Source organism: Pseudomonas sp. OF001 (assembly GCF_904426495.1).
GTDB lineage: Bacteria > Pseudomonadota > Gammaproteobacteria > Pseudomonadales > Pseudomonadaceae > Geopseudomonas.
Genome location: NZ_CAJGBM010000031.1, coordinates 1 through 23,112, shown reverse-complemented (window position 1 = coordinate 23,112; position 23,112 = coordinate 1). Strand labels below are relative to the sequence as shown.

The following is a 23,112-nucleotide window of genomic DNA, read 5'->3' as shown; positions in this document are numbered from 1 at the left end:
TTGTGAGGCGTTGAGCTAACCAGTACTAATTGCCCGTGAGGCTTGACCATATAACACCCAAACAATCTGCGATCCCAGGATCACAGTGGGTGCGACAGGCCGAAAGCTTGCAGAACCGCAAATTACCGAATCTGATACACTATCACTTGCCCAATTCGGGGTAGCGCCACGGCGATGCCCCAACCGAATTGCTTGACGACCATAGAGCGTTGGAACCACCTGATCCCATCCCGAACTCAGCAGTGAAACGACGCATCGCCGATGGTAGTGTGGGGCTTCCCCATGTGAGAGTAGGTCATCGTCAAGCACCTACACAGAAACCCCGACCAGCCACGCTGGTCGGGGTTTCGTCTTTGTGGTGTTCGGAAAGTACGTTGGTAGTTTCGATGCAGAGCATCGCGGCGTTTGGCTCGCCATGACTCGAGTCGGTTTAGCTGCAGGTGCGCTGCTGGGCGCAGACTGGAGGTGGTGCAGTCGGCTAGAATCGCGCCTTTATCCAGCACGCGAAGATTCCCCATGTTCTCGGCCCGCCGTTTCGCCCTGCTCAGTCTGTTGCCCTGCCTGTCCGGCAGCCCGGCAGGGTTGGCTGCCGATTTGTTTCTGGCCAGCGAGGAACTGCCCGAGGTACTTACCGCCACGCGACTCAAGCAGTCGTCTGCGGCAGTACCGGGTAGCGTTACCGTGCTTGACCGTGCGCTGATCCAGGCCACCGGGGCGCGCGACATTCCCGAGCTGATGCGTCTGGTTCCGGGGATGATGGTCGGCTACAGCGGCTATGCAAAGGGCAACCTGGCCACGGTCAACTATCACGGCAGCCGTGCCACCGAGGCACGTCGCCTGCAGGTACTGGTCGATGGTCGCTCGGTGTACAGGCCGGGTTTGGCCACGGTGGACTGGGGTGATATCCCTTTGGCCATCGAGGACATCGAGCGTATCGAGGTGTTCCGCGGGCCGAACACGGTCAGTTACGGCGCCAACGCCCTGATGGGTGTGATCAGCATTACCACGCGTAACCCGGCCGACAGTCAGGGCTCTCGGCTGAAATACACCCGTGGTGAGCGTGGTGTAGACGACTGGTATGCCAGTCAGGGTTTTCGCGCCGGCAGCGGCGACTTCCGTCTGTCGCTCTCGGGGCAGGAAGACAACGGTTTCCATCACACCGACTGGGGAGAGAAGTACCGCGACAGCCGGCGCAGTACCCGCATGCAACTGAGTGCCAGCCATGCCGTGGGCGATAACCAGACACTGGACTGGCAACTGGCGGCCAAGGAGGGTAGCAACCAGCGTAACTATGATTTCGAGGATGAGCCGCTGGTGGAGAGCATCGTGGCGCCTGGAGATACTGACCGAGACGTCAGCGCTCGAGATTATGCCGGCTCGCTGCGCTGGAACGTCGACCTCGACCCCCGGCACAATGTGCAATTGCAGGCATATGCGCAGCGCTGGGAGCGCCGTCAAGCCTGGCGTAGTTGCGATCTGGGGCTGGCCTTCGATCCGGATGTGGCGGCCCTGTTTGCCCTCTCCCCGGACTATCTCCACCAGATATCCGGGGTCATCAGGGCTGGCGAGATTCTCGGTACCCGTTTCACCGTTTCTCCGCCCGGCACTCCGGAAGAGATGGCGCTGGGTCTCGCCATCATGAACAAGTTCTACGACGATCCGACGGCGCGCAGCGCGGTCTGCGGCGATACCGATCAGGACATCGACGAGACCCGGTATGACCTGGAGCTGCAGGATACGCTGGGTCTGACCGACAATCTGCGCCTGCTCAGCGGCATAGGTTACCGACATGACCGCAGCGAATCACGGACCTACTTCAATGGCAACCTGAGCAACGATATCTGGCGACTGTTCGGTCATCTGGAGTGGTACCTGACCGAGCACCTGGTGTTGCAGGGCGGCGCGATGTACGAGCGCGACCGGCTCAGCGGCGACTCGCTGACGCCAAGGATCGCCCTCAATTATTTGATCACTCCTCGCCATGGCCTGCGTTTCGTCTACTCGGAGGCGATTCGCTCGCCGGACATGCAGGAGAACAACGTCGACTGGCGCTATCGTCTCGACAATCTCAGCGGGTTGCCGGGGCGCGACTCGGCCTATGGATTCGCCCACGCAGTGGGGCCGGGAAATCTCGATCAGGAGATCATGCGTTCGCGCGAGATCGGCTACAACGGCCACTTCGATTTCGGCCTGAGCATCGATATCAAGGTGTTCAACGACGAGATCCACCGCATGATCAGCGAGCCGCTGGACGTCAAGGAGTTCGAGCCCAGCAATCGCCACTGGATGTGGTTCCGTGGTGCCGAAACCGAGATCGACTGGCAGGCCGGCCGGCAGGATCGCCTGCGTCTGACCTACGCCTATGTCGACTTTGCTGCCTCGCACAAGAGCGACCGCCGGCTGACCGCCCGCTACAGTGGTTCGGCAGGCTGGATGCGCGACTGGGGTTGGGGCTGGTCGAGCGGTCTGTTCTATTACGGCGCTGACCTGCTCAATGAACGCCGATTCGAGCGGCTCGACCTGCGCCTGGCCAAGCGCCTCTACCTCGGTGGCACCGAGCTGGAGCTGGCGGGTGTGTTGCAGCAGCGTCTGGACGACGAGCCGCTGACCTGGCGGGAAAACCTTTACGATGACCGTCGCCAGCTTTACTTCAGTGCCCAGGTCGAGTTCTAGCGTTCAGTTCGGCGGTGCCTGATCGACCACCATCTGCCCAGCGACCAGAAGGCGGGCATGGGCGCTGGTGGAGAGTTCCAGCAGGCACTGGAGTTCCTTCTGGAATTCCTCGACCTGATCGAGCCAGGCTCCGAACGGCTCGGCGCCGATCCGGCGCACGGTATCCACGAGTTCGCTCTTGCTCTTGGTGAGCGCCAACAGGGTTATGCGGCGACCTATGCCGATGCTGTCGCTGTTCTCGGCCGATCTGGCCTCTTCGACGGTGAACAGTGGCTCGAAGTCGATGTCGGTCAGTTGTGGAGCGTCCATGCGCATTGTCTCTCCGTCGATATGCCTGCGGCTGCCGTTGGCCAGCATGAAGGCCCGCTCTGCGTCAGCATATTTGCACGATTTCAGAACTATAGCAGTGGCCATATGACCGGCGATGGCCGGTAGCTGGGCCTGCGGCTCAATCGGATGAACGGTCGCGCTGCTAACGGAGGCGGGGCGAAGCCTGGCTCGACTGCCTCAAGTTGCGCGAATGCCGAGCATCGACAGCAGGTTGCGGATGTCGATCGGCTTGACCAGCAGGTCGTTGAAGCCGGCAGCCATGATCTCGCGGGTTTCTGCCGGCAGGGCGTGGGCGGTGTAGGCGATGATGCGCAGGTCGGCGTTGGCCGGGTCGGCGCGCAGGCGCTGGCAGACCTCGATGCCGGACATGCCGGGCATCATGACATCGAGCAGCACGCAGTCGAAGTCTCCGCTGGCGGCTGCCTGCAGGGCCTCGGGGCCGCTGGCGCACTCTACCACCTGGCAGCCGTGGCGCTCGAGCAGTACCCGTGGCAGGGTGCGGTTGAAATCGGTGTCGTCGACCAGCAGGACTTTCATGGCCTCTCCATCGTGCGCAGCGGCAGACGCAGGGTGAAGGTGCTGCCCTTGCCGGGTGCTGAGGTCAGGGTGATCTCGCCGCCCATCATGGCGGCCAGCTCGCGGGACAGCGCCAGCCCCAGGCCGGTGCCGGCATGCTGGCGGGTGACGAAGGTATCGATCTGGCGGAAGCGCTCGAAGATCGCTTCCTGCTGTTCGGCAGGGATGCCCGGGCCGCTATCCGCGACGGCAAAGCACAGGGTGTCGCCGTCGCGGCGCAGACTCAGGCGCACATACCCCTCGGTGGTGAACTTCAGTGCGTTGTGCAGCAGGTTGCTGAGGATCTGCAGCACACGCTTGCGGTCGTTGCACAGGCTGGCCGGCAGGCCCGCCGCCACTTGTTCCTCGAGGGCCAGGCCCTTGCCCTCGGCCACGCCCCGATGCATGTCGAGGGCGTCCTTGACCAGGTCGTCGAGGCGGAACTCGCTGACCTGCAGCTGCAGGCGGCCGGCCTCGATGCTGGCCTGGTCGAGGATGTCGTTGACCAGGCTGAGAAGGTGGCGACTGCTCTTGTTGATGATGCCGGCGAATTCCCGGCTGGTGGCGTCAGCCCCCATGTTCTCGAGGTATTCGGCATAGCCGATGATGCCGTTGAGCGGGGTGCGCAGCTCGTGGGACATGGAGGCAAGGAATTCGGACTTCAGGCGGTTGGCCGATTCCGCCCTGGCCTGGTTGACGCGCAGGTGGGCGGAGACGGCGCGCTGGCGTTGCAGCAGGCGGGCGCTGAGCAGGCCGAAGGCCAGGATGACCAGCGACATCAGGCCGGCGAACAGGAGGTATTCGTTGCGCCGCTGCAGGTAGTCGGCCATGGCCTCTTCGCGACCGACGCCGACCACCACGGCCAGCGGCAGGCCTTCGACCTTGCGGAAACTGAAGATTCGCTCCACGCCGTCGATCTGGCTGGCCGAGATGTAGTGGCCCTGGGTCTGCTCCTTGAGCAGCGTGAACAGCGGCGATGCGGAGATGTCGCGGCCCACGCTGGCGCTGAGATCGTCCTCGCTGCTCGAGCGGCGTGCACGCACGACGCCGTCGAAGCCGACCACGGTGATGATGCCGTCGTGCCCGAGTGCCACGTCGTTGTACAGGCTGGTGAAGTAGAAGGGGTCGATGGAGACCACGGCGACGCCGCCGAAGCTGCCGTCGGGCTTGCCGATACGCCGGGTCATCTGGATCGACCACTTGCCGCTGGCGCGACCGAGTACCGGTTTGCTGACCCACAGCTCGTCGCTGGGGTGCTCGCGGTGCACGCGGAAATGCTCGCGGTCGGACAGGTCGATCGGTGCATGGTTGGGCAGATTGGACAGGATGTAGGTGCCGCGCTCGTCGATGATGCCCAGTTGGTTGAACAGGTTGCCGATGATCAGGCCGTCGCGCACGAAGGCGGCGATGTCGATCTGCCGGCCGTTGCGCTCGTACTGGTGCTGCAGGAAGCGCAGCGACTGGTCGGCGCCGCTGATGGTGCGTGCCGCGTGCGCCTCGAAGGCGCGTGCGAGATTGAGGGTGTCGCGCTTGAGGCTCAGTACGGTCTGACTGCGTTCGGCGTCGATCTTGAAGGCCACGCCGGCCCACAGCACGGCGATCAGGGCCAGGGTCAGGCCGAGGATCAGCGCATAGGCGCGCCGGCTGTCGCTGGTACCAACCCGCGAGCCGCTGCGAGGCGGCGCCACGGCGGCTGGCGATGGGCTGGCGATGGACTGGGTCATGTTCAGATACCGATGTCGTCGAGAATGGCCGGCTCCGGCTGGTCGGCATAGCGTGCGGCGATTTCCCGGAAGCTCGCCTGCGCGGCGAAGAAGGCGTCGGTCACGTCCGGATCGAAATGGCTGGCCTTGCCCGCGGCGATGATCTTCACCGCTTCCTCGTGGGACATCGGCGCCTTGTACACGCGGCTGCTGATCAGGGCGTCGTAGACATCGGCGATGGCCATCAAGCGGGCGGCGACGGGGATGGCGTCACCGGCCAGGCCGCGGGGGTAGCCGCTGCCGTCCCACTTCTCGTGGTGGCTGTAGGCGATGTCCTTGGCGATGCTGAGGAAGGGGATGGGGCGCCCGGCCAGCCGCTCGGCGCGGGCGATGGCCTCGCCGCCGAGACTGGCGTGGGTCTTCATCACGTCGAACTCGCGCTGATCGAGGCGGCCGGGCTTGAGCAGGATGCTGTCGGGAATGCCTATCTTGCCGATGTCGTGCAGGGGGGCGGACTTGAACAGCAGGTCGATGTTGGCGGCGGTGAGGAAGTCGGCGAAGCGCGGGTGTTCGCGCAGGTGCAAGGCCAGGGTGCGCACGTAGTGCTGGGTGCGGCGGATGTGGTTGCCGGTCTCGTTGTCGCGGGTTTCGGCCAGCGACGCCATCATCTCGATGGTCACGTCCTGCACCGCCAGCACCTCGTGCATGCGGCGGCGCACCTCCTGCTCGAGAAAGGCGCTCTTGTTGCGCAGGAAGTCCGCCGACGCCTTCAGCTTGAGGTGGGTGCGCAGCCGGGCGAGCATCACCGGCGGGCTGATCGGCTTGGTGATGTAGTCCACTGCGCCCAGTTCCAGGCCGCGCTCCTCGTCGTCGATGGCGGTCCGGGCGGTGAGGAAGATCACCGGGATGTCGCGCAGACGTGGTTCGGCCTTGAGCTTGCAGCACACCTCGTAGCCGTCCATCTCCGGCATCATGATGTCGAGCAGGACGAGGTCGGGCTGCTCGACGGCCCCGGCGATGCGCAGCGCGGCCTCGCCGTTGTTGGCCACCTTGACCCGGTATTCCTGTTTCAGCAGGTTGCTGATCAGCACGAGGTTGTTGGGGTTGTCGTCTACCACCAGGATGGTCGGTTTCTTCTGGGCATCCATCGTCATGCGCTGTTCGGTTCGTGGGTGGTGGATGGCTGGAGCGGGTGCCGCGGCTGCAGGATCGCCAGGGCGGTGGCGAATTCGAAGCGGCGGATGGCGTGCTCGAGACGCGGGTAGTCGTCGGCGAGGGCGGCGCGCAGGGCGGCGGCGTGTTCGTTGAAGCAGGTCACCGCCTCGGCATCGTCTTCGTGCAGCAGAGTCTCCAGTCTCGCACGGATCGTCTCCAGTTGCTCGGGAGCGAGAGCCGGTGCTATGGCGGCAGGGGCGGCCTCGAGCGCGACTTCGAGTGCGCCGAGCAATGGCTCCAGGTGCTGTGCCAGACGCTCCAGAGCCGGGTTGACGACGCTGGCCGGAGCGTTTTCGCGCAGCAGTGCCTCCAGGGTAGCGGCGTGCTGCGCGACGGCGGCGGCACCGACTGTCGCGGCCTGTCCCTTGAGGGTGTGGGCAAGGCGCTCGGCGCTTTCACGGTCGCCCTGCTCCAGCGCCACGCCGATGGCGTGCGGCGTGGCGCGTTCGCGGTTGAGCAGGCTGCGCAGCAGTTCCACATAGAGGCAGCGGTCGCCCAGCACCCGCTGCAGGCCCGCGAGGGTATCGAGTCCGGCGATTTCGGGCAGCTCCGGGCTGCCGGCTGGCGGGGGAGGGCAAGCAGCAGGCGGGGGCGCCGGCTGCCGTCGATACCACTGGCCCAAGGTGGCATAGAGCTCGTCGACCGTGATCGGCTTGGCCAGGAAGCCGTTCATGCCCACCTTGAAGCAGTGTCGGCGATCCTCCGGCATGGCGCTGGCGCTGATGGCGATGATCGGCAACTGGCCGCGCGCACCGAGCTGGCGGATCGCCAGCGTGGCGCTGCCGCCATCGAGCACCGGCATCTGCATGTCCATCAGCACCAGGTCGTAGTCGTGCTCGCGTACCCGCTCCACGGCTTCCTGGCCGTTCTCGACCACTTCGACCTGCACGCCGGCATGCTCCAGCAGCTTGCGCAGCAGGCGCTGGTTGACCTCGTGGTCTTCGGCCAGCAGCACCCTGCAGCCATGCAGGTCGGGGCGTGGCTGGGGCTTCGGCTGGCGCGTGGCGATGCCGAGCGGAACGCTGAGCCAGAAGGTGCTGCCCTGGCCGTGCCGGCTTTCCACGCCGATGCTGCCGCCCATGAGGCCGGCCAGTCTGGAGGATAGGGCCAGGCCCAGGCCGGTACCGTTGTATTGCCGGGTGCTGGAGCTGTCGGCCTGATAGAAGGCGCCGAACAGCGCGGCCTGCTGCTCCTCGGTCATGCCGATGCCGGTGTCGTGGACGAAGACGTTGAGTTCGAACTGGCTGGCAGACAGCCGATGGCCGCCGAGGATCACCTCGACTTCGCCAGCGGCGGTGAACTTGATGGCGTTGTCGACGAACTGGGCCAGGATCTGGGCGATGCGCTGGGCATCGCCCTCCAGGCTGGCCGGCAGGCCGGCCGCTGCGCTGCAGGCGAAGTGCAGGCCCTTGGCGCCCGCCCGCTCGGCGAAACGCTGGGTGATCTCGTCGAGCAGCCCCTGCACGGCGAAGGCGGAATTCTGCAGCTCCAGTTCGCCGTCCTCGATTCGCGAGAAGTCGAGGATGTCGTCGACCACGGCGCGCAACTGCTCGCCGGCCTGCTGGATCTGCCGCAGGTAGTCGCCCTGCGGGCCGCTCAGTGCGGTTTTTCCGCACAGGTGGGCCATGCCGATGATGGTGTTCAGCGGCGTACGCACCTCATGGCTCATGTTGGCGAGGAAGTCGGATTTCGCCCGGGCGGCCTGCTCGGCCAGCTCCCGGGCGCGCTGCATCTCGCCCTCGGCTCGCTGGCGCTCGCTGATGTCGCGCAGCACGGCGCACAGGCTTGTGCCCTGCCCGTCACGCGCCGGCAGCAGGGCCAGGGTGGCCTCGAGGGGGAACTGCGCTCCGTCGCGCCGCTGGCCGGGCAGCAGCAGGGCCGGCAGGGGCGTCTCGGCGTGCCCGCGCAGCTCGGCCGGGGCTTCCTGCAGGCCCGGTATCAGGCTGTCCAGCGGCAGGCCGAGCAGTTCTCCATGGCCGTAGCCGAGCAGGCTTTCCAGCTTGAGGTTGGCCACGCGGACGATGCCCCGGTCGTCGGCCACCACGACGGCGTCGGGGGCGGACTCGATGATGCCGCGATACCAGGCCTCGGTCTGGTGCAGGCGCTCCCGGCTGGCGGCCAGTTCGCGGGACTGAGCTTCCAGCTGGGCTGCCTGGGCCCGGATGGCCAGCCCGGCCTGGCGGGACTCCTCCAGGGCCTGCGCCAGATCGGCGATCTCCGAGCCCGGTGCGCCCTCGTCGAAACGCACGCCGTTGCCATCGGTGGCCAGCAGGCGATGGAGCTTGGCGGTCATCGAGGTGATGGGGTCGATCAGCCGGCGCCGGTAGAACACCAGCAGGGCGCCGAGCACCGCCAGGACATTGCTGCCGAGCAGGCCCAGGGCCAGCACGTCGGCCACTCTCGCCCGGGCCGAAAGACTCTCGACGCGGCTGCGCAGGCGCGCGTCGAGCTGCTCGCGGGCCTGGTCTAGCGCGGCGCGGATGGCGGCCTTGGCCTGGCTGTATTCGCTGCCGTAGACCAGCGCGAGGGCCTCGGCGCGATTGCCCTGGGCCATGTCGGCGAAGGACTGCCGCTCGGTTTCCAGCAGGGCGTCGGAGTGACGTTTGGCCTGGTCGATCAGGGCCAGCTCGTCGGCTGTCGCCCCCAGGCCGAGCAGCCGCTCGCGGGCCTGTTCGCGGGTGCGGAAAGTGTCGAGTTCGCGCAGGAACGCGCGCCGATAGGTTTCGTCGCCGGTCACGGCATAGGTGCGTACCGCATCGGTCAACTGGTCGCTGCCGGCGGCGAAGAGATCGGTGGCGGCATGGGCTTCGAAGAGCAACCGCTGGCTGTGGTTCCGCTCCTGCACCAGGTGGGAGTGCAGCAGGGTGGTACCCAGACTGGCAAGCGACAGGGCGGCGATCAGTGCGGTGATCAGCTTGCTGCAGGTGGCGATGCGCATGGCGGAACTCCGCGGCGGTTTCTCGGGGGCATCGCGGCGGCATGCCCGCGTCGACCTGGGTGGTGTGCCGTGAACGCCGTACGAGGCGTGCAGCGGACTGTGGCGTCAGATTTAAGTTGATTCTATGTGATCTGATTCACATGGCTCAATGTTGGCTAGGCTCTGGTTATATGGATAAACCCAGCCTGGCAACGCTCACCGGGGCATTGCTATCCTGCAACGCATCTCCGGCGAATGCCTGTCGATCTGCCGGATTTACGTTGTCTTCGGAGACGGTTTTCCGACGCCGGGTGCGACCAAGGTGTCGCGTCACTGTCCTTTGGGCGAGGCATTTGCTAAGGTCCGCGCTGAATTTCTGGCCCTGTGATAAGCCGATCTGGTGCTATCGAGGTATTGCGTGATCAACGTGCTCGTTGTGGATGACCATGATCTGGTGCGCACCGGCATTCGCCGTATGCTCGCCGACGTGACCGGGATAACCGTGGTCGGCGAAGCCGACTGCGGCGAGGAGGCCCTGCTGCGCGTGCGCGAGTTGCGCCCCGATGTGGTACTGATGGATGTGAAGATGCCCGGTATCGGCGGCATGGAGGCGACGCGCAAGATCATTCGCAGCCATCCGTCGGTCAAGGTGATCGCCGTCACCGCCTGTGACGAGGAACCGTTTCCCTCGCGCCTGCTGCAGGCCGGTGTGGCCGGCTACCTGACCAAGGGGGCAGCCCTGGAGGAGATGATCAAGGCGATCCGCCAGGTATTCGCCGGGCATCGCTACATCAGTGCCGACATCGCCCAGCAGCTGGCGCTCAAGCCCTTCCAGGCCCAGCGAGAGATTTCGCCGTTCGAGATGCTGTCCGAGCGCGAGATGCAGATCGCGCTGATGATCGCCGAGTGCCAGAAGGTACAGACCATCTCCGACAAGCTGTGCCTGTCGCCGAAGACGGTGAACACCTACCGCTACCGCATCTTCGAGAAGCTCGAGATCACCAGCGACGTCGAACTGGCCATCCTGGCGGTACGCCACGGCATGGTCGACGTCACCACCTGAAATGGCCGAGGTCTTCGACAGCGCTGGCTTCCTCGCTGCCTGCAGCAGCCATCCCGGCGTGTACCGCATGTACGACGCCGAAGGCCGCCTGCTCTATGTCGGCAAGGCCAACAATCTCAGGAAGCGTCTGTCCAGCTACTTCCGCAAGAGTGGCCTGGCGCCGAAGACCGCCGCGCTGGTGGCGCGCATCGCGCAGATCGACACCACCATCACCGCCAACGAGACCGAAGCGCTGCTCCTCGAGCAGACGCTGATCAAGGAGTGGCGGCCGCCCTACAACATCCTGCTGCGTGACGACAAGTCCTATCCCTACGTGTTCCTCTCCAGCGAGGACGAGTATCCGCGCCTGGGCATCCATCGCGGCGCGAGGAAGCACAAGGGGCGCTACTTCGGCCCCTATCCCAGCTCCCTGGCGATCCGCGAGAGTCTCAACCTGCTGCAGAAGACCTTCCTGGTGCGCCAGTGCGAGGACAGCTACTTCAGGAACCGCACCCGGCCCTGCCTGCAGTACCAGATCAAGCGCTGCAAGGGCCCCTGCGTCGGTCTGGTCAGCCCCGAGGAATATGCCGAGGACGTGCGCCATTCGGCGATGTTCCTCGAGGGGCGCAGCAACCAGCTCGCCGACGAGCTGAGCGCGGCGATGGAGAAGGCCGCCGGCGAGCTGGACTTCGAGCGCGCCGCCGAGCTGCGCGACCAGATCGCCCTGCTGCGCCGGGTGCAGGACCAGCAGAGCATGGAGGGCGGCAGCGGCGACGTCGACGTGGTCGCCGCGGTGGTCAGCCCCGGCGGCGCCTGCGTCAACCTGATCAGCGTACGCGGCGGGCGGGTGCTGGGCAGCAAGAACTTCTTCCCGCAGGTGGCCATCGAGGAGGAAGCGGCCGGCGTCCTGGCGGCCTTCCTCGCCCAGTACTACCTGGGCGCCGCCGAGCGCGACCTGCCCGGCGAGCTGATCGTCAACTGCGTGCACGAGGACTTTCCGGCGCTGGCGGCGGCCATCGCCGCGGTGCGTGGCCGTGCGCCGGCCATCAGCCACCGGGTGCGCGGCACCCGCGCGCGCTGGCAGCAGCTGGCGCTGACCAACGCCGAGCAGGCGCTGGCCGCGCGCCTGGCCAACCGCCAGCACGTCGCCGCGCGGCTGGAGGCCCTCGGCGAGGCGCTGGGCCTGGACGAGCCGCCGCAGCGCCTGGAGTGCTTCGACATCAGCCACTCCAGCGGCGAGGCGACCGTGGCCTCCTGCGTGGTGTTCGGCCCCGAGGGGCCGCTGAAGTCCGACTACCGGCGCTTCAACATCGAGGGCGTGACCGCCGGCGACGACTACGCCGCCATGCACCAAGCGCTGACCCGGCGCTTCCGCCGTCTGAAGGACGGCGAGGGCAAGATCCCCGACATCCTGCTGGTCGACGGCGGCAAGGGCCAGCTCAACATGGCTCGCGAGGTGCTGCAGGAGCTGGCGGTGGTCGACCTCATCCTGCTCGGCGTGGCCAAGGGCGAAACCCGCAAGCCGGGGCTGGAAACCCTCTACCTCAACGATGCCGAGCACGAATTCACCTTGCCGGGCAACTCGCCGGCGCTGCATCTGATCCAGCAGATCCGTGACGAGGCGCACCGCTTCGCCATCACCGGCCACCGCGCCCGGCGTGGCAAGGCGCGACGCACCTCGAGCCTCGAGGAGGTGCCAGGCGTCGGTCCCAAGCGCCGCCGCGATCTGCTCAAGCATTTCGGCGGCCTGCAGGAGCTGTCGCGGGCCAGCGCCGAGGAAATCGCCAAGGCCCCGGGGATCAGCAAAAAGCTCGCCGAGTTGATTTATGCGGCCCTGCACAGCGAGTAGAATGCTGCAACCCCTTGAATGTTAAGCGTGCCGATGAATATCCCGAATATCTTGACCATCCTGCGCGTACTGCTCATCCCGGTATTCATCGCGCTGTTCTACATGCCCTTCAGCTGGAGCTACTGGGCGGCCAGCGGCGTGTTCGCCCTGGCCAGCCTGACCGACTGGCTGGATGGCTATCTGGCGCGCCGCCTGGGGCAGAGCACGCCGTTCGGAGCCTTCCTCGATCCGGTGGCGGACAAGCTGATGGTGGCGGTCGCGCTGGTGCTGCTGGTGGAGGAGCACGCCAACCTGTGGCTGACCCTGCCGGCGGCGGTCATCATCGGCCGCGAGATCGTGGTTTCCGCCCTGCGCGAATGGATGGCCGAGCTGGGAGCGCGTGCCCGGGTGGCCGTTTCCAATCTCGGCAAGTGGAAGACTGCCGCGCAGATGGCCTCGCTGATCATCCTGCTCGGCAACCCGCCGCGCCTGGATTTCTGGGTCGGCCTGGGTTATGCCCTGCTGATGATCGCTGGAGTGCTGACCCTGTGGTCCATGGTGCACTATCTGCGCGCCGCCTGGCCGCATCTCAGCAATGGTGCAAATGGAAAATAACTTTTTTGAATCAAAGGGTTGACAGTGGTTCGGGTTCGTATAGAATGGCGCCCGTCACCACGACGCAGGAACAAATCGACCGGTAGAACGTGACCTTGAAAGAGGTCGGATCGAGGGTTCGATAAGAGTTTCCAGCTCGAAGTTTTACTGATGGGTATCAAGTTCGATGTCCATTTGAGGCCGGGTGGCAGAGTGGTCATGCAGCGGATTGCAAATCCGTGTACGCCGGTTCGATTCCGACCTCGGCCTCCACTATAAAAAGCCCCGTAGATCAAGCATCTACGGGGCTTTTTACTTTGCGCCCGAAACGCCAAAACAGCCAAAGTTTTGGGACGCGTTCCAGAACTTCCGCTATTTCGACGGCTTGGCGATGGCGCCGACGCGGCGATAGACCCGCTCGGTAATGCCCTCGGTCGAGTGCCCGAGCAGCACGCTCGCATCCGACAGATCGCGAATTTCACTGGCCGCCTTCGGCCGGATGTCCCTGAACTGGAACTGCCTGATCCGCACCGCCAGCTTCCAGGGCATCGCCCAGGAGCTGGGCAAGATCGCCAGCGAGGCAGCCCGCCTCGACGAGGCCGACGCCCAGGCCAAGGCGGACGCCATCAAGGCGAAGATCGAGGGGCTGTTGCAGTACGCCGACGCGCTCAAGCGGATCGACGTTGGATTCGAGGCGAATGCGGAGTCGGAGGCCCAGCTCAAGCAGCGCGTGCTGCAACTGGCCCAGGACCTGTCGAAGTACATGGTGATCCGCCCGACCATCGCATCGCCGGAGGCCGACAAGAACCTCAAGGCCGCGGACGACCTGCTCAGTACCGCGAGCACCCCCGGTTTCGCCTCCGGCGGCTACACCGGCCCCGGGGGCAAGTGGCAGCCGGCCGGCGTCGTCCATGCCGGCGAGCACGTCCAGCCGCAGGAAGTGGTGCGCGAGCCAGGCGCCCTGGCGTTCCTCGAGCGCATCCGCCGCAACGGCTACCAGGCCACCATGCAGCAGCTGTCGCGCACCCTGCGCGGCTACGCCAGCGGCGGCCCGGTGGTCCCGGTTTCCCGAGCGCTGCCGAGCATCCCGAGCCCTAGTCCGGAGCTGGCGGCCGCGGCAGCCGGCCCGAGCTTCCCGGATCTCGGGCGGGTCGAGTTCGTGAGCGGCGGCGACAGCGTCACTCTGTACGGCGATCAGCAGGCTGCTCTCGACCTGCGCCGCCTGGCGATGAAGTTTGCGCGGACAAAGCGCTGATCCAGCCCGCTCAGGCGGGCTTCTTCTTTCTGCGTGGCGGTCTTCCTGCGTGCACTTTTCAGCAAAGGGCGAGCCGGCTTGAGCTGAACATGGGGGATGCCACTGGGATAAGGGGCCTCATCCCCGCAGTGTCCGGTATCCCGCCGAGCCTTTGAACAGGCTTTTAGCTGAAACTAGTCGTTACTTCGCCCGGCTGTCGCAGGATTTTTTCTGGCTCTTCTATATTTCCGTGTTCGCGTGTGCCTGTTCCAGGAGTTGGTTAATTTTGCGCCGCAATTCTCTCGGAAAAGTTCACCTTGGCGGCTCTGTAGCAGGCTTGTTACGATAATGGCGCAATTCAATTAGAGGGCTCTTGAAGGCTCCTGGCTTGCGTGTTGGTCGGCGTAGTCTTTGTCGTGCGTGTATCATGAAAATCCCATTCCAGAGGGTTTCTGGTGTTTTCTTATGCCTCCTCGAAATTGCTGTCGACGGCCATTGCGCGTCATTTAATTAAATTAATCGGGGGATTTTCTGGTATGGAATGGTTCGGTCGACAAAAAACCGGCATAAAACTTATTTGCGGATTTTTGATGGTTTCTTTGTTCGGTGCACTAATAGGTTTGCAGGGGATACTGAAAGCGGCGCAGATGAGCGATCTGGCCACGACCATGTATCGACAAGAAACCGTCGGCATTCGCCATGCCGCGGTGACCCAGATCCAGTTCCTGGCGGCAACTCGGGCGCTGCGCAACGCCATGCTGGCGTCCTCACCGGTGGAGCACGAACTGGCGAAGGTCGATCTGCGCGAGCGTCTCCAACTGGCGTATGCCGAACTGGCCGAGGCGAAGAAGGCGTTCGTGACCCCGCAAGGTCAGCTCGATGCGGATGAGGCCCGCAAAGCCCTGGTGGAATACGAGCAGGTCGCTGCCGAAGTCGTTCGCCGCCTGGAGACAGACGATCCGGACAGCAAGCGCAACGCCATCGACTACGCCTTCAGCGAGGGTCGACCGGCGGTCGCGCATGCCGACGAGCTGTTGGGGCGCCTGATCGAGAGGAAGATGGCGAACGCAGCCCGCATCGCCAAGGAAACCGAGGAGATCTATGCCAGCAACCGTCTGCTGCTGGTCATCCTCACCATCCTGGGAATGCTAGGCAGCATCCTGATCGGCGTATTCCTGACCCGCAGCCTGACTCGCCAGCTCGGTGGCGAGCCGAGCGAGGTCGCTGCGATGGCGACCCGTATTGCCGCTGGTGACCTGAGCGTCCGCATCGATACCTCGAAGGCGGCCTCTGGCAGCGTGGTGCAGGCCATGGGGCGGATGCAGGAATCGCTGACCCGTGTGGTCGGTGCCGTGCGTGCGAGCAGCGACAGTATCGCTACCGGTTCGGCGCAGATCGCCAGCGGCAACATCGACCTGTCGTCGCGGACCGAGCAGCAGGCAGCCTCCCTGGAGGAGACCGCGGCGAGCATGGAGGAGCTGACCTCTACGGTGAGGCAGAACGCCGATAATGCCCGTCAGGCCAGCACCTTGGCCTGCGATGCGTCGAGCACTGCCGATCTGGGGCGCGCTGTCGTGCTCCAGGTGGTCGACACCATGCAGGGCATCAACGAGAGTTCGCAGCGCATTTCCAGCATCATCAACGTGATCGACTCGATTGCCTTCCAGACCAACATCCTGGCGCTGAACGCTTCCGTGGAAGCGGCGCGTGCCGGCGAGCAGGGCCGCGGTTTCGCCGTGGTGGCCAGCGAGGTGCGCAGTCTTGCCAGTCGCAGTGCCGATGCGGCGCACGAGATCAGGGGGCTGATCGGCGAGTCTACCCGCCGCGTGGAGGATGGGGCGCTGCTGGTCGAGCGAGCGGGCAAGACCATGGCCGACGTGGTCGCCGCCGCACGGCGAGTCACCGACATCATCGACGAGATCTCCGCTGCTTCTCAGGAGCAGAGCGATGGGATCGCCCAGGTCAACTCGGCGGTAGCGCAGATGGACCAGGTGACCCAGCAGAACGCGGCTTTGGTGCAGGAAGCCTCTGCTGCTTCGGCGTCGCTGGCCGAGCAGGCGCAGAAGCTGCAGGAAGCGGTCGCCGTGTTTCGCCTGGGTGAGGCTGCCACTGCCTTCGTTCCGTTCCAGCGCGCAGCCGTTGTGCCGGTAGCCAACTCGCAATTTGAGCGGGAGAAACAGCCGGCGGCCGTGGGCGACTGGGAGGCCTTCTGAGCTGGCGGCGGCTACTGTTCGCGGCGCCGCCTAAAGGCCCGTTCAATACACCTTCAAGGTCATACCTAAGCACTGTTTGGATGATGCCCATCAGGCGGCCGCTCCAATTGAGCCGGCGCAGCGCGAGCAATACCAGATCAGGGCCGCCTGTGATCTGGCTCGCCGAGCAGCCGGGGGTATCGGCAATGAAGGCTGCGACTGCGCGGATCATCTCGTCCGCCAGTTGATTTCCCCTAGGAACCTCCTTGGTTCGCTGTGTGGTGTAGGAGCCGAGCAGCGTATCGGGGAGGGCCTGCCTTTCGGAGCACCCCATGACCCACCATCGAATCACCCTCGGCGGCGTGCCGATCGTGCTGCATGCCGGCGCGCCGACCGAGAGCCTCGAGCCCATCGGCGGCGCGACCGTCCTGCGCATGAGCGACGGCGCCGCGCTCGCCTGGTGGGGCCTCGCCCCGCGCATCGATCTCTAGTCCGATCGCGCCGATCGGGCGGAGCAGATGGCCACCGATCGCCAGCAGTTGATCGACCTGCAGGCCGGCGTGCTCGCCGAGTAGCAGCGGCAGATCGGCGCCGTCACCGACCTCGAGCAGCAGCTGCGGCAGCTCGGGCTGACCGTCATCCGTAACGCACAGGCGCAGAGCCGCGCCATCGAGGGGCTGAAACGCCATGACCGGGAAACTGCCGACTACCTGCGTGCTGCTGTGCCTGCTGCTCTCGGCCGCCTGTACCAGCGCCCCGAAACCACCGACCCCGCCGCCTGCCGTGGCCCCGATCCGCTGCCCGCTGACCCCGTGCCGCCTGCCGGCGCGGTCGCCGCTGGTGGCCAATGACGACTGGAGGAGGGCGGTCGACGAGATCGAGGGCGAGCTGATCGGCTGTGCCGGGCAGGTGCTGGACTGTATCGAGCGGCAGGCCGTTGCGCGCGAGTAGTGCGGGAGCCGGTCGTTCGATCATTCTTTTTGAAGCGTGACCTTGCACACGCTTTGCGGTGTGACGCTGCAGTAGTTTCAGCGGCCGGGTGCACGAAGGCACCCGCCAGGACTCTGCCGATAGCAGCCAGCAAAGGGACGTGCTCATGAATGATCGTATCTATATAGAACATACTTTCACCGGCGAAGCCATTGCCGAACTCAGACCACAAGAGCTGGTTCTGCGCGCCGAAATTTCCAGGGCCGCGGGGCTGACCGCCGGACTGGAATACGAGTTTGACTACAACAACGCGGCTCGTGTCGTGGTGTCCGTGGTGCTTGGGGAGATCCCCTATGCCGGCCAACTGCTGAGCGCCCTGGTAGACATCTTCTGGCCCGATGAGAAGCAGGATGTGTGGGGCGAAATTGCCGACCGCGTGGAAGCCCTGATCGACAAGAAGATCTCCGCCGAGGTCATGCAGGATGTGCGAGACGCCCTCACCGGACTGCACAACGTCTCGGACGACTACGCCTATGCGGCCAAGAACTTCCCGAAGGACAAGGCCTACGTCTCCGAGAAGTTCAACGTCGCCAACGGACACTTCCTGCATGACCTGCCGCGCTTCCAGTCGAGTGGCTACGAGGTGCTGTTGCTGCCCCTGTTCGCCCAGTTCGCGAACCTCCACCTCGCCCTGCTGCGCGACGGCGCCGCATTCGGCCGTGACTGGGGTTGGAGCGACGAGCTCGTCGCCGATACCCGCAAGAAGCTCACCGAAAGCATCGACAGCTACAGCGACTATGTCACCAAGACATTCGAAGCCGGTTATGAAAGCGTGAAGAAGACGGCGCCGGAAGATAAGCGCCGCATGGAGCCGTTCAACACGGTGAATCGCTACCTGCGTGAAATGACCATCACGGTCAAGGACTTCCAGGCGCAGTGGAAATACTTCGACATCTCTCGTTATCCGGAGCCGGTCAAGGTCTATCTGGATCGCGAGGTGTACTCCGATGCCGTGGGCACTTGCTACGACTCCCCGTTCTATATCCCGAGCCGCCCGACAGGCCGGATCAGGAATGTAACGGTATGGGGTTGGGACCGAATCGATGCCGTCAAGGTCGATTATCCGGAAGGCGGTGGCCCGGATGGAGTGACCAGCACCGGGCGCATGGGCAACGCCGGAGGCGGAAGCGACCAACGCCCGCATGGTGGCAGCTTCGACCTCAGCAGCAATCCAATCGTCGGCGTCCAGGTGATGAGTGGGGATATCGTCAATGCCATGTCGTTCCAGTTCGCAGATGGCGCGGACACGGGCATGATGGGGGGCAACTACCGGGGCGGGCAGAAGTCCACCTTCAGCTACGCCGCACAGATCCTGTCCAGCATCAGGGTCATGGGCGTCAGCCGGTTCTACGGCAGCGCCGACTGCGCCGTTTTCGGGTTCAAGTTCGACGAGCGCGCTACCAAGTCCCAGGATCTCTACGCTCGCCTGTATAGAACCAGCCCCCGCGACATCACGCCGGAAGAGCTGATCGAACAGTTCAACGTCGAACCCGAGCATGCACAGACCATTCGCGAGGCTGCCGAGCGAGAGCAGTGGGGCGAGCAGCGTGCACGCTACTGGGCGCGGAAGCAGGAACGGCTGAACAGAGCCGACTGACTGTCCCCGTGTGAGCGAAAGCGCCTCTGCCATCACGGCAGAGGCGCTTTTTTGTGCGCGCCGTCATGGCGGCTCGCGCTTCAGCTGTGGGGCCTGATCAACTCGGCCCCCTCGCTCTTCACGTTCCCCACCTCACGCCCCACCGCATACCACTCGAACGCCTCCACCGGCAGCCCGAGATGCAGGATCTCCTCCGCCTCTTGCGGCGACACCGCCGGATCGAGCCACGCCCGGGCCTCGTCCGGCCCCAGCACCAGCGGCCGCCGGTCATGGATCTCGGCCATCCCGCCGTAGCTCGGCATGGTGATCGTCGCGAAGCCGTCGCCCTCCTGAAGCTCCCGGCCATGCCGGAGCAGGTGGCCGACGGCCGGGAAGAACAGCGGCGCGCCGCTGCGCTGGCGGAAGTAGAACGGCTGCTTGTGCTTCGGGTCGGCCGGGTTCGACTGCCACTCGTACCAGCCATCCGCCGGCACCAGCGCCCGGCCTGCCTTCCAGGCCTCCCGCCAGAAAGCCCCCGTCGCCACCTTCTCCACCCGCGCGTTGAACGCCCGCGGGCGAGGGCCCTTCGCCCAGGACGGCGCGTAGCCCCACGGCACCGGCTCCAGGCGCAACCCTTCCTCCTCCTGATGCATCAGCAGCGCCCGCGTGCGCGGCGCCACGTTGAAGCGGCCGACCGGCTCCGGGTCGAAGCCGCCCACCACCGGCAGCTCGATCTGCAGCGCCTCCAGATACTCGACCGCAGTCAGGGACTGCACGAACCGTCCGCACATGGTCACCTCCATCCGCTGCCTGCACCCAGCCTAGACCCGCAGAAAGACCAGCGATCTACCGTTGGGCAGCGCCCTTGGCTGACAGCCTGGCGATCCGCACGGCAGATGGATCGGGACGTGCGGTGCTTGCTGGATATACGGCAGCGCCGTATCCTTGTGCCATGTACACTGTCATCGAAACCGAAATCTTCAAGCGATACGCCGAGTCGATCTGGGAAGACGGTGAGCGGGAAGCCTTCATCGTCTGGCTGGCGGCCAACCCGCTGGCCGGTGATGTGATCCCCGGTAGCGGAGGGCTGCGCAAAGTGCGCTGGTCCCGCTCCGGCATGGGCAAGCGCGGTGGCACCCGTGTCATCTACTACAACACCCTTCCGGAAGGGCGCATCTGGTTGCTGATCGCCTACACCAAGGCCAAGTTCGACAACCTGCCCACTGCCTTCCTGAAGCAACTGAAAGAGGCCATCAGCGATGGATAAAGAACTCGAGCAATTCCAGGCGGACCTGCTCAAATCCGTTCGCCAAATGAAGGCCGGCCAGGCCGCGCGCACCACCGAGGTCAAACTCACCCCGGCTGCCGAAGCACGCGCCAAAGTCGGCCTGTCGCAGAACGCCTTCGCCGATCTGCTCGGCGTAAGCCTGCGCACGGTGCAGGACTGGGAGCAGGGCCGTCGGCAACCCACCGGCGCTGCGCAAACCCTCCTGCGCGTAGCCGCCCAGCACCCCGAGGCGCTGCGCGACCTCCACGCCTGACCCCAAACGAAAGAGCCCCCGCCACACCGGCCGGGGCGCTTTTTTCATGCCCGCACCTCAGCGCTGGGCCGGCTTCTTCGCCCCGGCGAACCGCTCGATGCGGCGGTGGTCGTGTTCGAAGTTGTCCATCGCCTGCCGCATGTGGCCGGCCATGAAGCGCATCGTCATGTCCAGTCGCTTGGCCAGCGAGCGCAGGGAGCGCAGCTCGTACAGCGGGCCGTCCACTTGGTAGCCGGCCTCGGTGAGCTGCCCCAGCAGCGTCTCGGTGGGCGAGTACTCGCACATCAGCACGTCGCCCGTGGTCACCGTCAGCTCGGCGCTGTTCGGGTTGTCGTGGCGGAACTGGTGCGGGTTGCGCGCCTTCCAGTCCTCGATCGGGAAGTCGATCGCCAGCCGGCCGACCACCTTCGGTGCCTCCGGCTCCAGCAGCTCGCCCTCCAGCACGATGCGCGCCACCAGGCTCACCGCCTCGGTGAACTGCTCCGGGGCGATCTCCTTGTAGCTGCAACCGAACTTCGACTTGAGCGCCGACCAGCACGCCGTCGCCGCCTTGCCGCGGCCGGCCTCGGGCAGCTCCTCGATGCGCGCCGCCACCAGCGCCTTGAGCGCGCCCTGCTGCTCGCCGGACAGCCCGCCCAGCAGCGCCCGGTGCGCGGGGCGGGCGGCGGGTCCGAACTGTTCCAGCGCCGCATCCAGCCACAGACGCAACGGTTCGGTGCGCTCCGGCCTGCCGTGCAGCAGGGCCAGATCCAGCCCGCGCCGGTCGATCACGTTCAGCACCTGCCGGCCGACCATGCGGGTCGCCTTGTGCTCCGGCCCCAGATGACGGGTGATGCGGTAGGCGTCGCGCAGGCTCAGCGCATGGGCCACGTCGGCCGCCACGAACCACAGCTCATCGCCCTCGGGCACGATGCGGAAGGGGCGGTCGTTGTAGGTCAGGCGGATCGGCACCACCGGCTCGGCCGCGGCATCGCCCAGCGCCGCGCGCGGATTCACCGCCTCGCCCTGCTGCCAGTAGGCGGCCAGCGCCGCAAAGCATTCGCGCTGGTACTGCACCAGCCGCTCGCGGATTTCCGGGCGCACGCGGGAGGCATCCACGCCGAACAGCCAGCCGTTGAGGTAGTCGAGGGGGAGGCAGGTGGTTTCCTGATCGCCGCCGGCGGAAGGGGTGGTCATGATGGACATACCTTGCGAGAGGACGGGGTGGCGCTTGATGCGCTTGAGCTGAGCTTCCCACTGCAGGCCGATGGCTTCGCAGATGGGCTTCATGGCAACGAGGTGCTCGCCTTCTGGGCCGGTGATGACGGTGAGGGCGCGTCCGTGAAAATCGACTGTTCCGAGCTGGAGGCTGGTCTTCGACATGGTGAATCTCCCGTTTTTGCGTGCTTACCGCCCCCCAAACGCCAATTTGGGAGAGCGGAACCGTGCGGGTTGGCGTACCGGAAACGGGACCGGCGGGCCGTGAGGCCCCCACACACGGCCCGCCCATAACGGGTGTAGCCATGCTGCGGACACAAAAAAACCGCTGTTCAGCGGTGTCGTGACCGCCCGTTTGTTCCGGGACGCCAATCCCAGGTCGCTGGATTGACAGCGACGGTGGAACCTTAGCCGGGTGAGCGTGGGGAGTCAATCGGTGGCTATGCGATGGGCCGATTGGCGACTTGCCAAGGGCTGATGGTCATGGTGTATAACGTCGAAAAGCGGTCATGATGACCGATAAGTCCGCGGTATAGACAGGGAGAGCGGAAGTGAAAAGGAATGTTATCCACCAATCCAGTCTGGGGTGTTATGCACCAGATGGTGTCTATTTATAGTTATTCAACAATATCCACCATTGGTTCACGGAAACTGTAAATGACAAGGAATCCGGCTGGACGAAAAGCGAAAAATCAGCTAATACGCTGTAGGCGCTCCTGGCGGGGCATAACGAAGTTAATGCCCCGCCAGGAGCGCCTACAGCGGTGGAAAAGCCGTTTTCGATTTTCCGTTCGCCCGAGCATCCATTGCATTTACAGCTCTGCTTCGCAGAGCGGTGTGTATTGTCGAATAACTACTCGCCGGAGCACACACCCACGCTGCGCGTGGGCGGTGCTCAGCTCGAACCTTGTTATACCAGCCAGAGCACGGATCGCCATGCCGAAGCATGAAGTAATAGAAGATGCCCTAGTGAAGATTTTTGCAGGAATAAAGCAACTCAAAGAAGCCCTACCCAGCAAAGAGTTCACAATTGATGGCCGGCTTGTAGGAGATATCGGCGAAGCCATCGTGCAACGAGACTACGACATAAAACTTTACGAAGGGCTCGCCAAAGACTATGACGGCGAAACGCCCTGCGGGAAGAAAGTTCAAATCAAGGCCACCTTCAAAGACTCACTGACATTCAAAAAAATATCTGACTACTACATAGGCATTAAAATTTTTGAGAACGGCCAGTACGAAGAGATTTTTAATGGCCCCGGAAGCGTCATTGCTGAGCACTACATGCACCGAAAGGGCTTTGGTAACGATCTGCTCTCGTTCCCAAACAAGAAGCTGAAAGAGCTCTCAGCAAAAGTCAGCAGCACAGACCGCATCGGCAAAAAGGTATAACAATTGGTATATGGACTCTCCCCACAAGTAGTGAGTAAAGCCTTACCAACCCTGTCGTCAGTGCGGTTGCATTCGTATATCCGGCCTTTGCTAGGCGTTGCCGCCCGGGCCACTCTGTAGTTCGCGCAGCGGG

The 23,112-nt window shown here is 64.7% G+C and carries 19 protein-coding genes, 1 tRNA gene, 1 rRNA gene and 2 pseudogenes; 15 read left to right on the top strand and 8 right to left on the bottom strand.

Annotation, left to right across the window (positions count from 1 at the left end; translation table 11 throughout):
• Positions 1-191: 191 nt before the first annotated feature.
• Both rrf and RA210_RS15895 read left to right on the top strand, forming a co-directional pair.
• Positions 192-307, top strand: a 5S ribosomal RNA gene (gene rrf / locus RA210_RS15900).
• A 209-nt stretch (positions 308-516) separates the two neighbouring features.
• The gene (locus tag RA210_RS15895) at positions 517-2,673 is read left to right on the top strand and encodes a TonB-dependent receptor plug domain-containing protein (protein ID WP_136488355.1); all 2,157 of its coding nucleotides are present in this window, start codon (positions 517-519) and stop codon (positions 2,671-2,673) included.
• A 3-nt stretch (positions 2,674-2,676) separates the two neighbouring features.
• On the opposite strand, the gene RA210_RS15890 is transcribed toward RA210_RS15895, so the two are convergent.
• The 5 genes from RA210_RS15890 to RA210_RS15870 form a co-directional block, all read right to left on the bottom strand.
• Entirely contained in the window at positions 2,677-3,030 is a 354-nt protein-coding gene (locus RA210_RS15890; RefSeq protein WP_136488354.1) for a hypothetical protein, read from the bottom strand.
• Between the two features lie 150 nt (positions 3,031-3,180).
• Complete coding sequence (locus tag RA210_RS15885; RefSeq protein WP_136488353.1) at positions 3,181-3,540, bottom strand: response regulator; 360 nt, start codon at positions 3,538-3,540, stop codon at positions 3,181-3,183.
• On the bottom strand, positions 3,537-5,282 hold the full coding sequence (locus tag RA210_RS15880; RefSeq protein WP_201487259.1) for a sensor histidine kinase: 1,746 nt from the start codon (positions 5,280-5,282) through the stop codon (positions 3,537-3,539). Before RA210_RS15880 ends, RA210_RS15885 begins: the two co-directional genes overlap by 4 nt.
• Before the next feature lie 2 nt (positions 5,283-5,284).
• Positions 5,285-6,415 (bottom strand): response regulator, encoded by a 1,131-nt coding sequence (locus RA210_RS15875; protein WP_442963403.1) that lies wholly within the window; start codon positions 6,413-6,415, stop codon positions 5,285-5,287.
• The gene (locus RA210_RS15870; protein ID WP_201487258.1) at positions 6,412-9,414 is read right to left on the bottom strand and encodes a response regulator; all 3,003 of its coding nucleotides are present in this window, start codon (positions 9,412-9,414) and stop codon (positions 6,412-6,414) included. Before RA210_RS15870 ends, RA210_RS15875 begins: the two co-directional genes overlap by 4 nt.
• A gap of 397 nt (positions 9,415-9,811) precedes the next feature.
• Between RA210_RS15870 and uvrY the strand changes: the two genes are divergently transcribed.
• From uvrY to RA210_RS15850, 4 genes are all read left to right on the top strand, one after another.
• Entirely contained in the window at positions 9,812-10,456 is a 645-nt protein-coding gene (uvrY, locus tag RA210_RS15865) for a UvrY/SirA/GacA family response regulator transcription factor (protein ID WP_136488350.1), read from the top strand.
• Between the two features lies 1 nt (position 10,457).
• Positions 10,458-12,284 (top strand): excinuclease ABC subunit UvrC, encoded by a 1,827-nt coding sequence (uvrC, locus tag RA210_RS15860; protein WP_136488349.1) that lies wholly within the window; start codon positions 10,458-10,460, stop codon positions 12,282-12,284.
• Between the two features lie 33 nt (positions 12,285-12,317).
• Entirely contained in the window at positions 12,318-12,878 is a 561-nt protein-coding gene (gene pgsA / locus RA210_RS15855; protein ID WP_136488348.1) for a CDP-diacylglycerol--glycerol-3-phosphate 3-phosphatidyltransferase, read from the top strand.
• 178 nt (positions 12,879-13,056) lie between these two features.
• Positions 13,057-13,130: transfer RNA gene (locus tag RA210_RS15850), tRNA-Cys, on the top strand.
• Positions 13,131-13,229: 99 nt separating this feature from the next.
• Here RA210_RS15850 and RA210_RS21860 read toward each other — a convergent pair.
• Positions 13,230-13,394 (bottom strand): annotated as a pseudogene (locus RA210_RS21860) (integrase); the annotation flags it as partial.
• On the opposite strand from RA210_RS21860, the gene RA210_RS15845 reads away from it, so the two are divergent.
• From RA210_RS15845 to RA210_RS15825, 6 genes and pseudogenes are all read left to right on the top strand, one after another.
• A complete protein-coding gene (locus RA210_RS15845; protein WP_201487257.1) occupies positions 13,357-14,112 on the top strand; it encodes a hypothetical protein in 756 nt (251 codons plus the stop codon). The pseudogene RA210_RS21860 and the gene RA210_RS15845 overlap by 38 nt on opposite strands.
• A gap of 515 nt (positions 14,113-14,627) precedes the next feature.
• Positions 14,628-15,182 (top strand): annotated as a pseudogene (locus RA210_RS22240) (MCP four helix bundle domain-containing protein); the annotation flags it as partial.
• Between the two features lie 54 nt (positions 15,183-15,236).
• Positions 15,237-16,304 carry a methyl-accepting chemotaxis protein gene (locus RA210_RS22235; RefSeq protein ID WP_442963404.1) on the top strand — a complete coding sequence of 356 codons (1,068 nt, stop codon included), beginning with the start codon at positions 15,237-15,239 and terminating at the stop codon, positions 16,302-16,304.
• 311 nt (positions 16,305-16,615) lie between these two features.
• Positions 16,616-16,774 carry a hypothetical protein gene (locus RA210_RS15835; RefSeq protein ID WP_201487256.1) on the top strand — a complete coding sequence of 53 codons (159 nt, stop codon included), beginning with the start codon at positions 16,616-16,618 and terminating at the stop codon, positions 16,772-16,774.
• 196 nt (positions 16,775-16,970) lie between these two features.
• Positions 16,971-17,234 carry an Rz1-like lysis system protein LysC gene (lysC, locus tag RA210_RS15830; RefSeq protein ID WP_201487255.1) on the top strand — a complete coding sequence of 88 codons (264 nt, stop codon included), beginning with the start codon at positions 16,971-16,973 and terminating at the stop codon, positions 17,232-17,234.
• A 145-nt stretch (positions 17,235-17,379) separates the two neighbouring features.
• Positions 17,380-18,870: an insecticidal delta-endotoxin Cry8Ea1 family protein gene (locus tag RA210_RS15825; protein WP_201487254.1), complete on the top strand. Its 1,491-nt coding sequence runs from the start codon at positions 17,380-17,382 to the stop codon at positions 18,868-18,870.
• An 80-nt stretch (positions 18,871-18,950) separates the two neighbouring features.
• On the opposite strand, the gene RA210_RS15820 is transcribed toward RA210_RS15825, so the two are convergent.
• Entirely contained in the window at positions 18,951-19,640 is a 690-nt protein-coding gene (locus tag RA210_RS15820; RefSeq protein ID WP_201487261.1) for an SOS response-associated peptidase, read from the bottom strand.
• A 161-nt stretch (positions 19,641-19,801) separates the two neighbouring features.
• On the opposite strand from RA210_RS15820, the gene RA210_RS15815 reads away from it, so the two are divergent.
• The gene (locus RA210_RS15815) at positions 19,802-20,116 is read left to right on the top strand and encodes a transcriptional regulator (protein ID WP_201487260.1); all 315 of its coding nucleotides are present in this window, start codon (positions 19,802-19,804) and stop codon (positions 20,114-20,116) included.
• Positions 20,109-20,390, top strand: a complete 282-nt coding sequence (locus RA210_RS15810) for a helix-turn-helix domain-containing protein (protein ID WP_136488342.1) — start codon at positions 20,109-20,111, stop codon at positions 20,388-20,390. The genes RA210_RS15815 and RA210_RS15810 overlap by 8 nt, the downstream gene beginning before the upstream one ends.
• Before the next feature lie 57 nt (positions 20,391-20,447).
• Here the strand turns inward: RA210_RS15810 and RA210_RS15805 are convergent, their stop codons facing one another.
• Positions 20,448-21,752, bottom strand: coding sequence for a phage antirepressor N-terminal domain-containing protein (locus RA210_RS15805; RefSeq protein ID WP_201487253.1), 1,305 nt, complete (start codon positions 21,750-21,752; stop codon positions 20,448-20,450).
• A 771-nt stretch (positions 21,753-22,523) separates the two neighbouring features.
• Between RA210_RS15805 and RA210_RS15800 the strand changes: the two genes are divergently transcribed.
• Entirely contained in the window at positions 22,524-22,979 is a 456-nt protein-coding gene (locus RA210_RS15800) for a DUF6998 domain-containing protein (protein WP_201487252.1), read from the top strand.
• Positions 22,980-23,112: the final 133 nt, after the last annotated feature.

Excerpts from the sequence above, each read along its gene's own strand:
- RA210_RS15895 (WP_136488355.1), top strand. The coding sequence starts at position 517 with ATGTTCTCGGCCCGCCGTTTCGCCCTGCTCAGTCTGTTGCCCTGCCTG.
- RA210_RS15890 (WP_136488354.1), bottom strand. The coding sequence starts at position 3,030 with ATGCTGGCCAACGGCAGCCGCAGGCATATCGACGGAGAGACAATGCGC.
- RA210_RS15885 (WP_136488353.1), bottom strand. The coding sequence starts at position 3,540 with ATGAAAGTCCTGCTGGTCGACGACACCGATTTCAACCGCACCCTGCCA.
- RA210_RS15880 (WP_201487259.1), bottom strand. The coding sequence starts at position 5,282 with ATGACCCAGTCCATCGCCAGCCCATCGCCAGCCGCCGTGGCGCCGCCT.
- RA210_RS15875 (WP_442963403.1), bottom strand. The coding sequence starts at position 6,415 with ATGACGATGGATGCCCAGAAGAAACCGACCATCCTGGTGGTAGACGAC.
- RA210_RS15870 (WP_201487258.1), bottom strand. The coding sequence starts at position 9,414 with ATGCGCATCGCCACCTGCAGCAAGCTGATCACCGCACTGATCGCCGCC.
- uvrC (WP_136488349.1), top strand. The coding sequence starts at position 10,458 with ATGGCCGAGGTCTTCGACAGCGCTGGCTTCCTCGCTGCCTGCAGCAGC.
- pgsA (WP_136488348.1), top strand. The coding sequence starts at position 12,318 with ATGAATATCCCGAATATCTTGACCATCCTGCGCGTACTGCTCATCCCG.
- RA210_RS15845 (WP_201487257.1), top strand. The coding sequence starts at position 13,357 with ATGTCCCTGAACTGGAACTGCCTGATCCGCACCGCCAGCTTCCAGGGC.
- RA210_RS22235 (WP_442963404.1), top strand. The coding sequence starts at position 15,237 with ATGCTAGGCAGCATCCTGATCGGCGTATTCCTGACCCGCAGCCTGACT.
- RA210_RS15835 (WP_201487256.1), top strand. The coding sequence starts at position 16,616 with ATGACCCACCATCGAATCACCCTCGGCGGCGTGCCGATCGTGCTGCAT.
- lysC (WP_201487255.1), top strand. The coding sequence starts at position 16,971 with ATGACCGGGAAACTGCCGACTACCTGCGTGCTGCTGTGCCTGCTGCTC.
- RA210_RS15825 (WP_201487254.1), top strand. The coding sequence starts at position 17,380 with ATGAATGATCGTATCTATATAGAACATACTTTCACCGGCGAAGCCATT.
- RA210_RS15820 (WP_201487261.1), bottom strand. The coding sequence starts at position 19,640 with ATGTGCGGACGGTTCGTGCAGTCCCTGACTGCGGTCGAGTATCTGGAG.
- RA210_RS15815 (WP_201487260.1), top strand. The coding sequence starts at position 19,802 with ATGTACACTGTCATCGAAACCGAAATCTTCAAGCGATACGCCGAGTCG.
- RA210_RS15810 (WP_136488342.1), top strand. The coding sequence starts at position 20,109 with ATGGATAAAGAACTCGAGCAATTCCAGGCGGACCTGCTCAAATCCGTT.
- RA210_RS15805 (WP_201487253.1), bottom strand. The coding sequence starts at position 21,752 with ATGTCGAAGACCAGCCTCCAGCTCGGAACAGTCGATTTTCACGGACGC.
- RA210_RS15800 (WP_201487252.1), top strand. The coding sequence starts at position 22,524 with ATGCCGAAGCATGAAGTAATAGAAGATGCCCTAGTGAAGATTTTTGCA.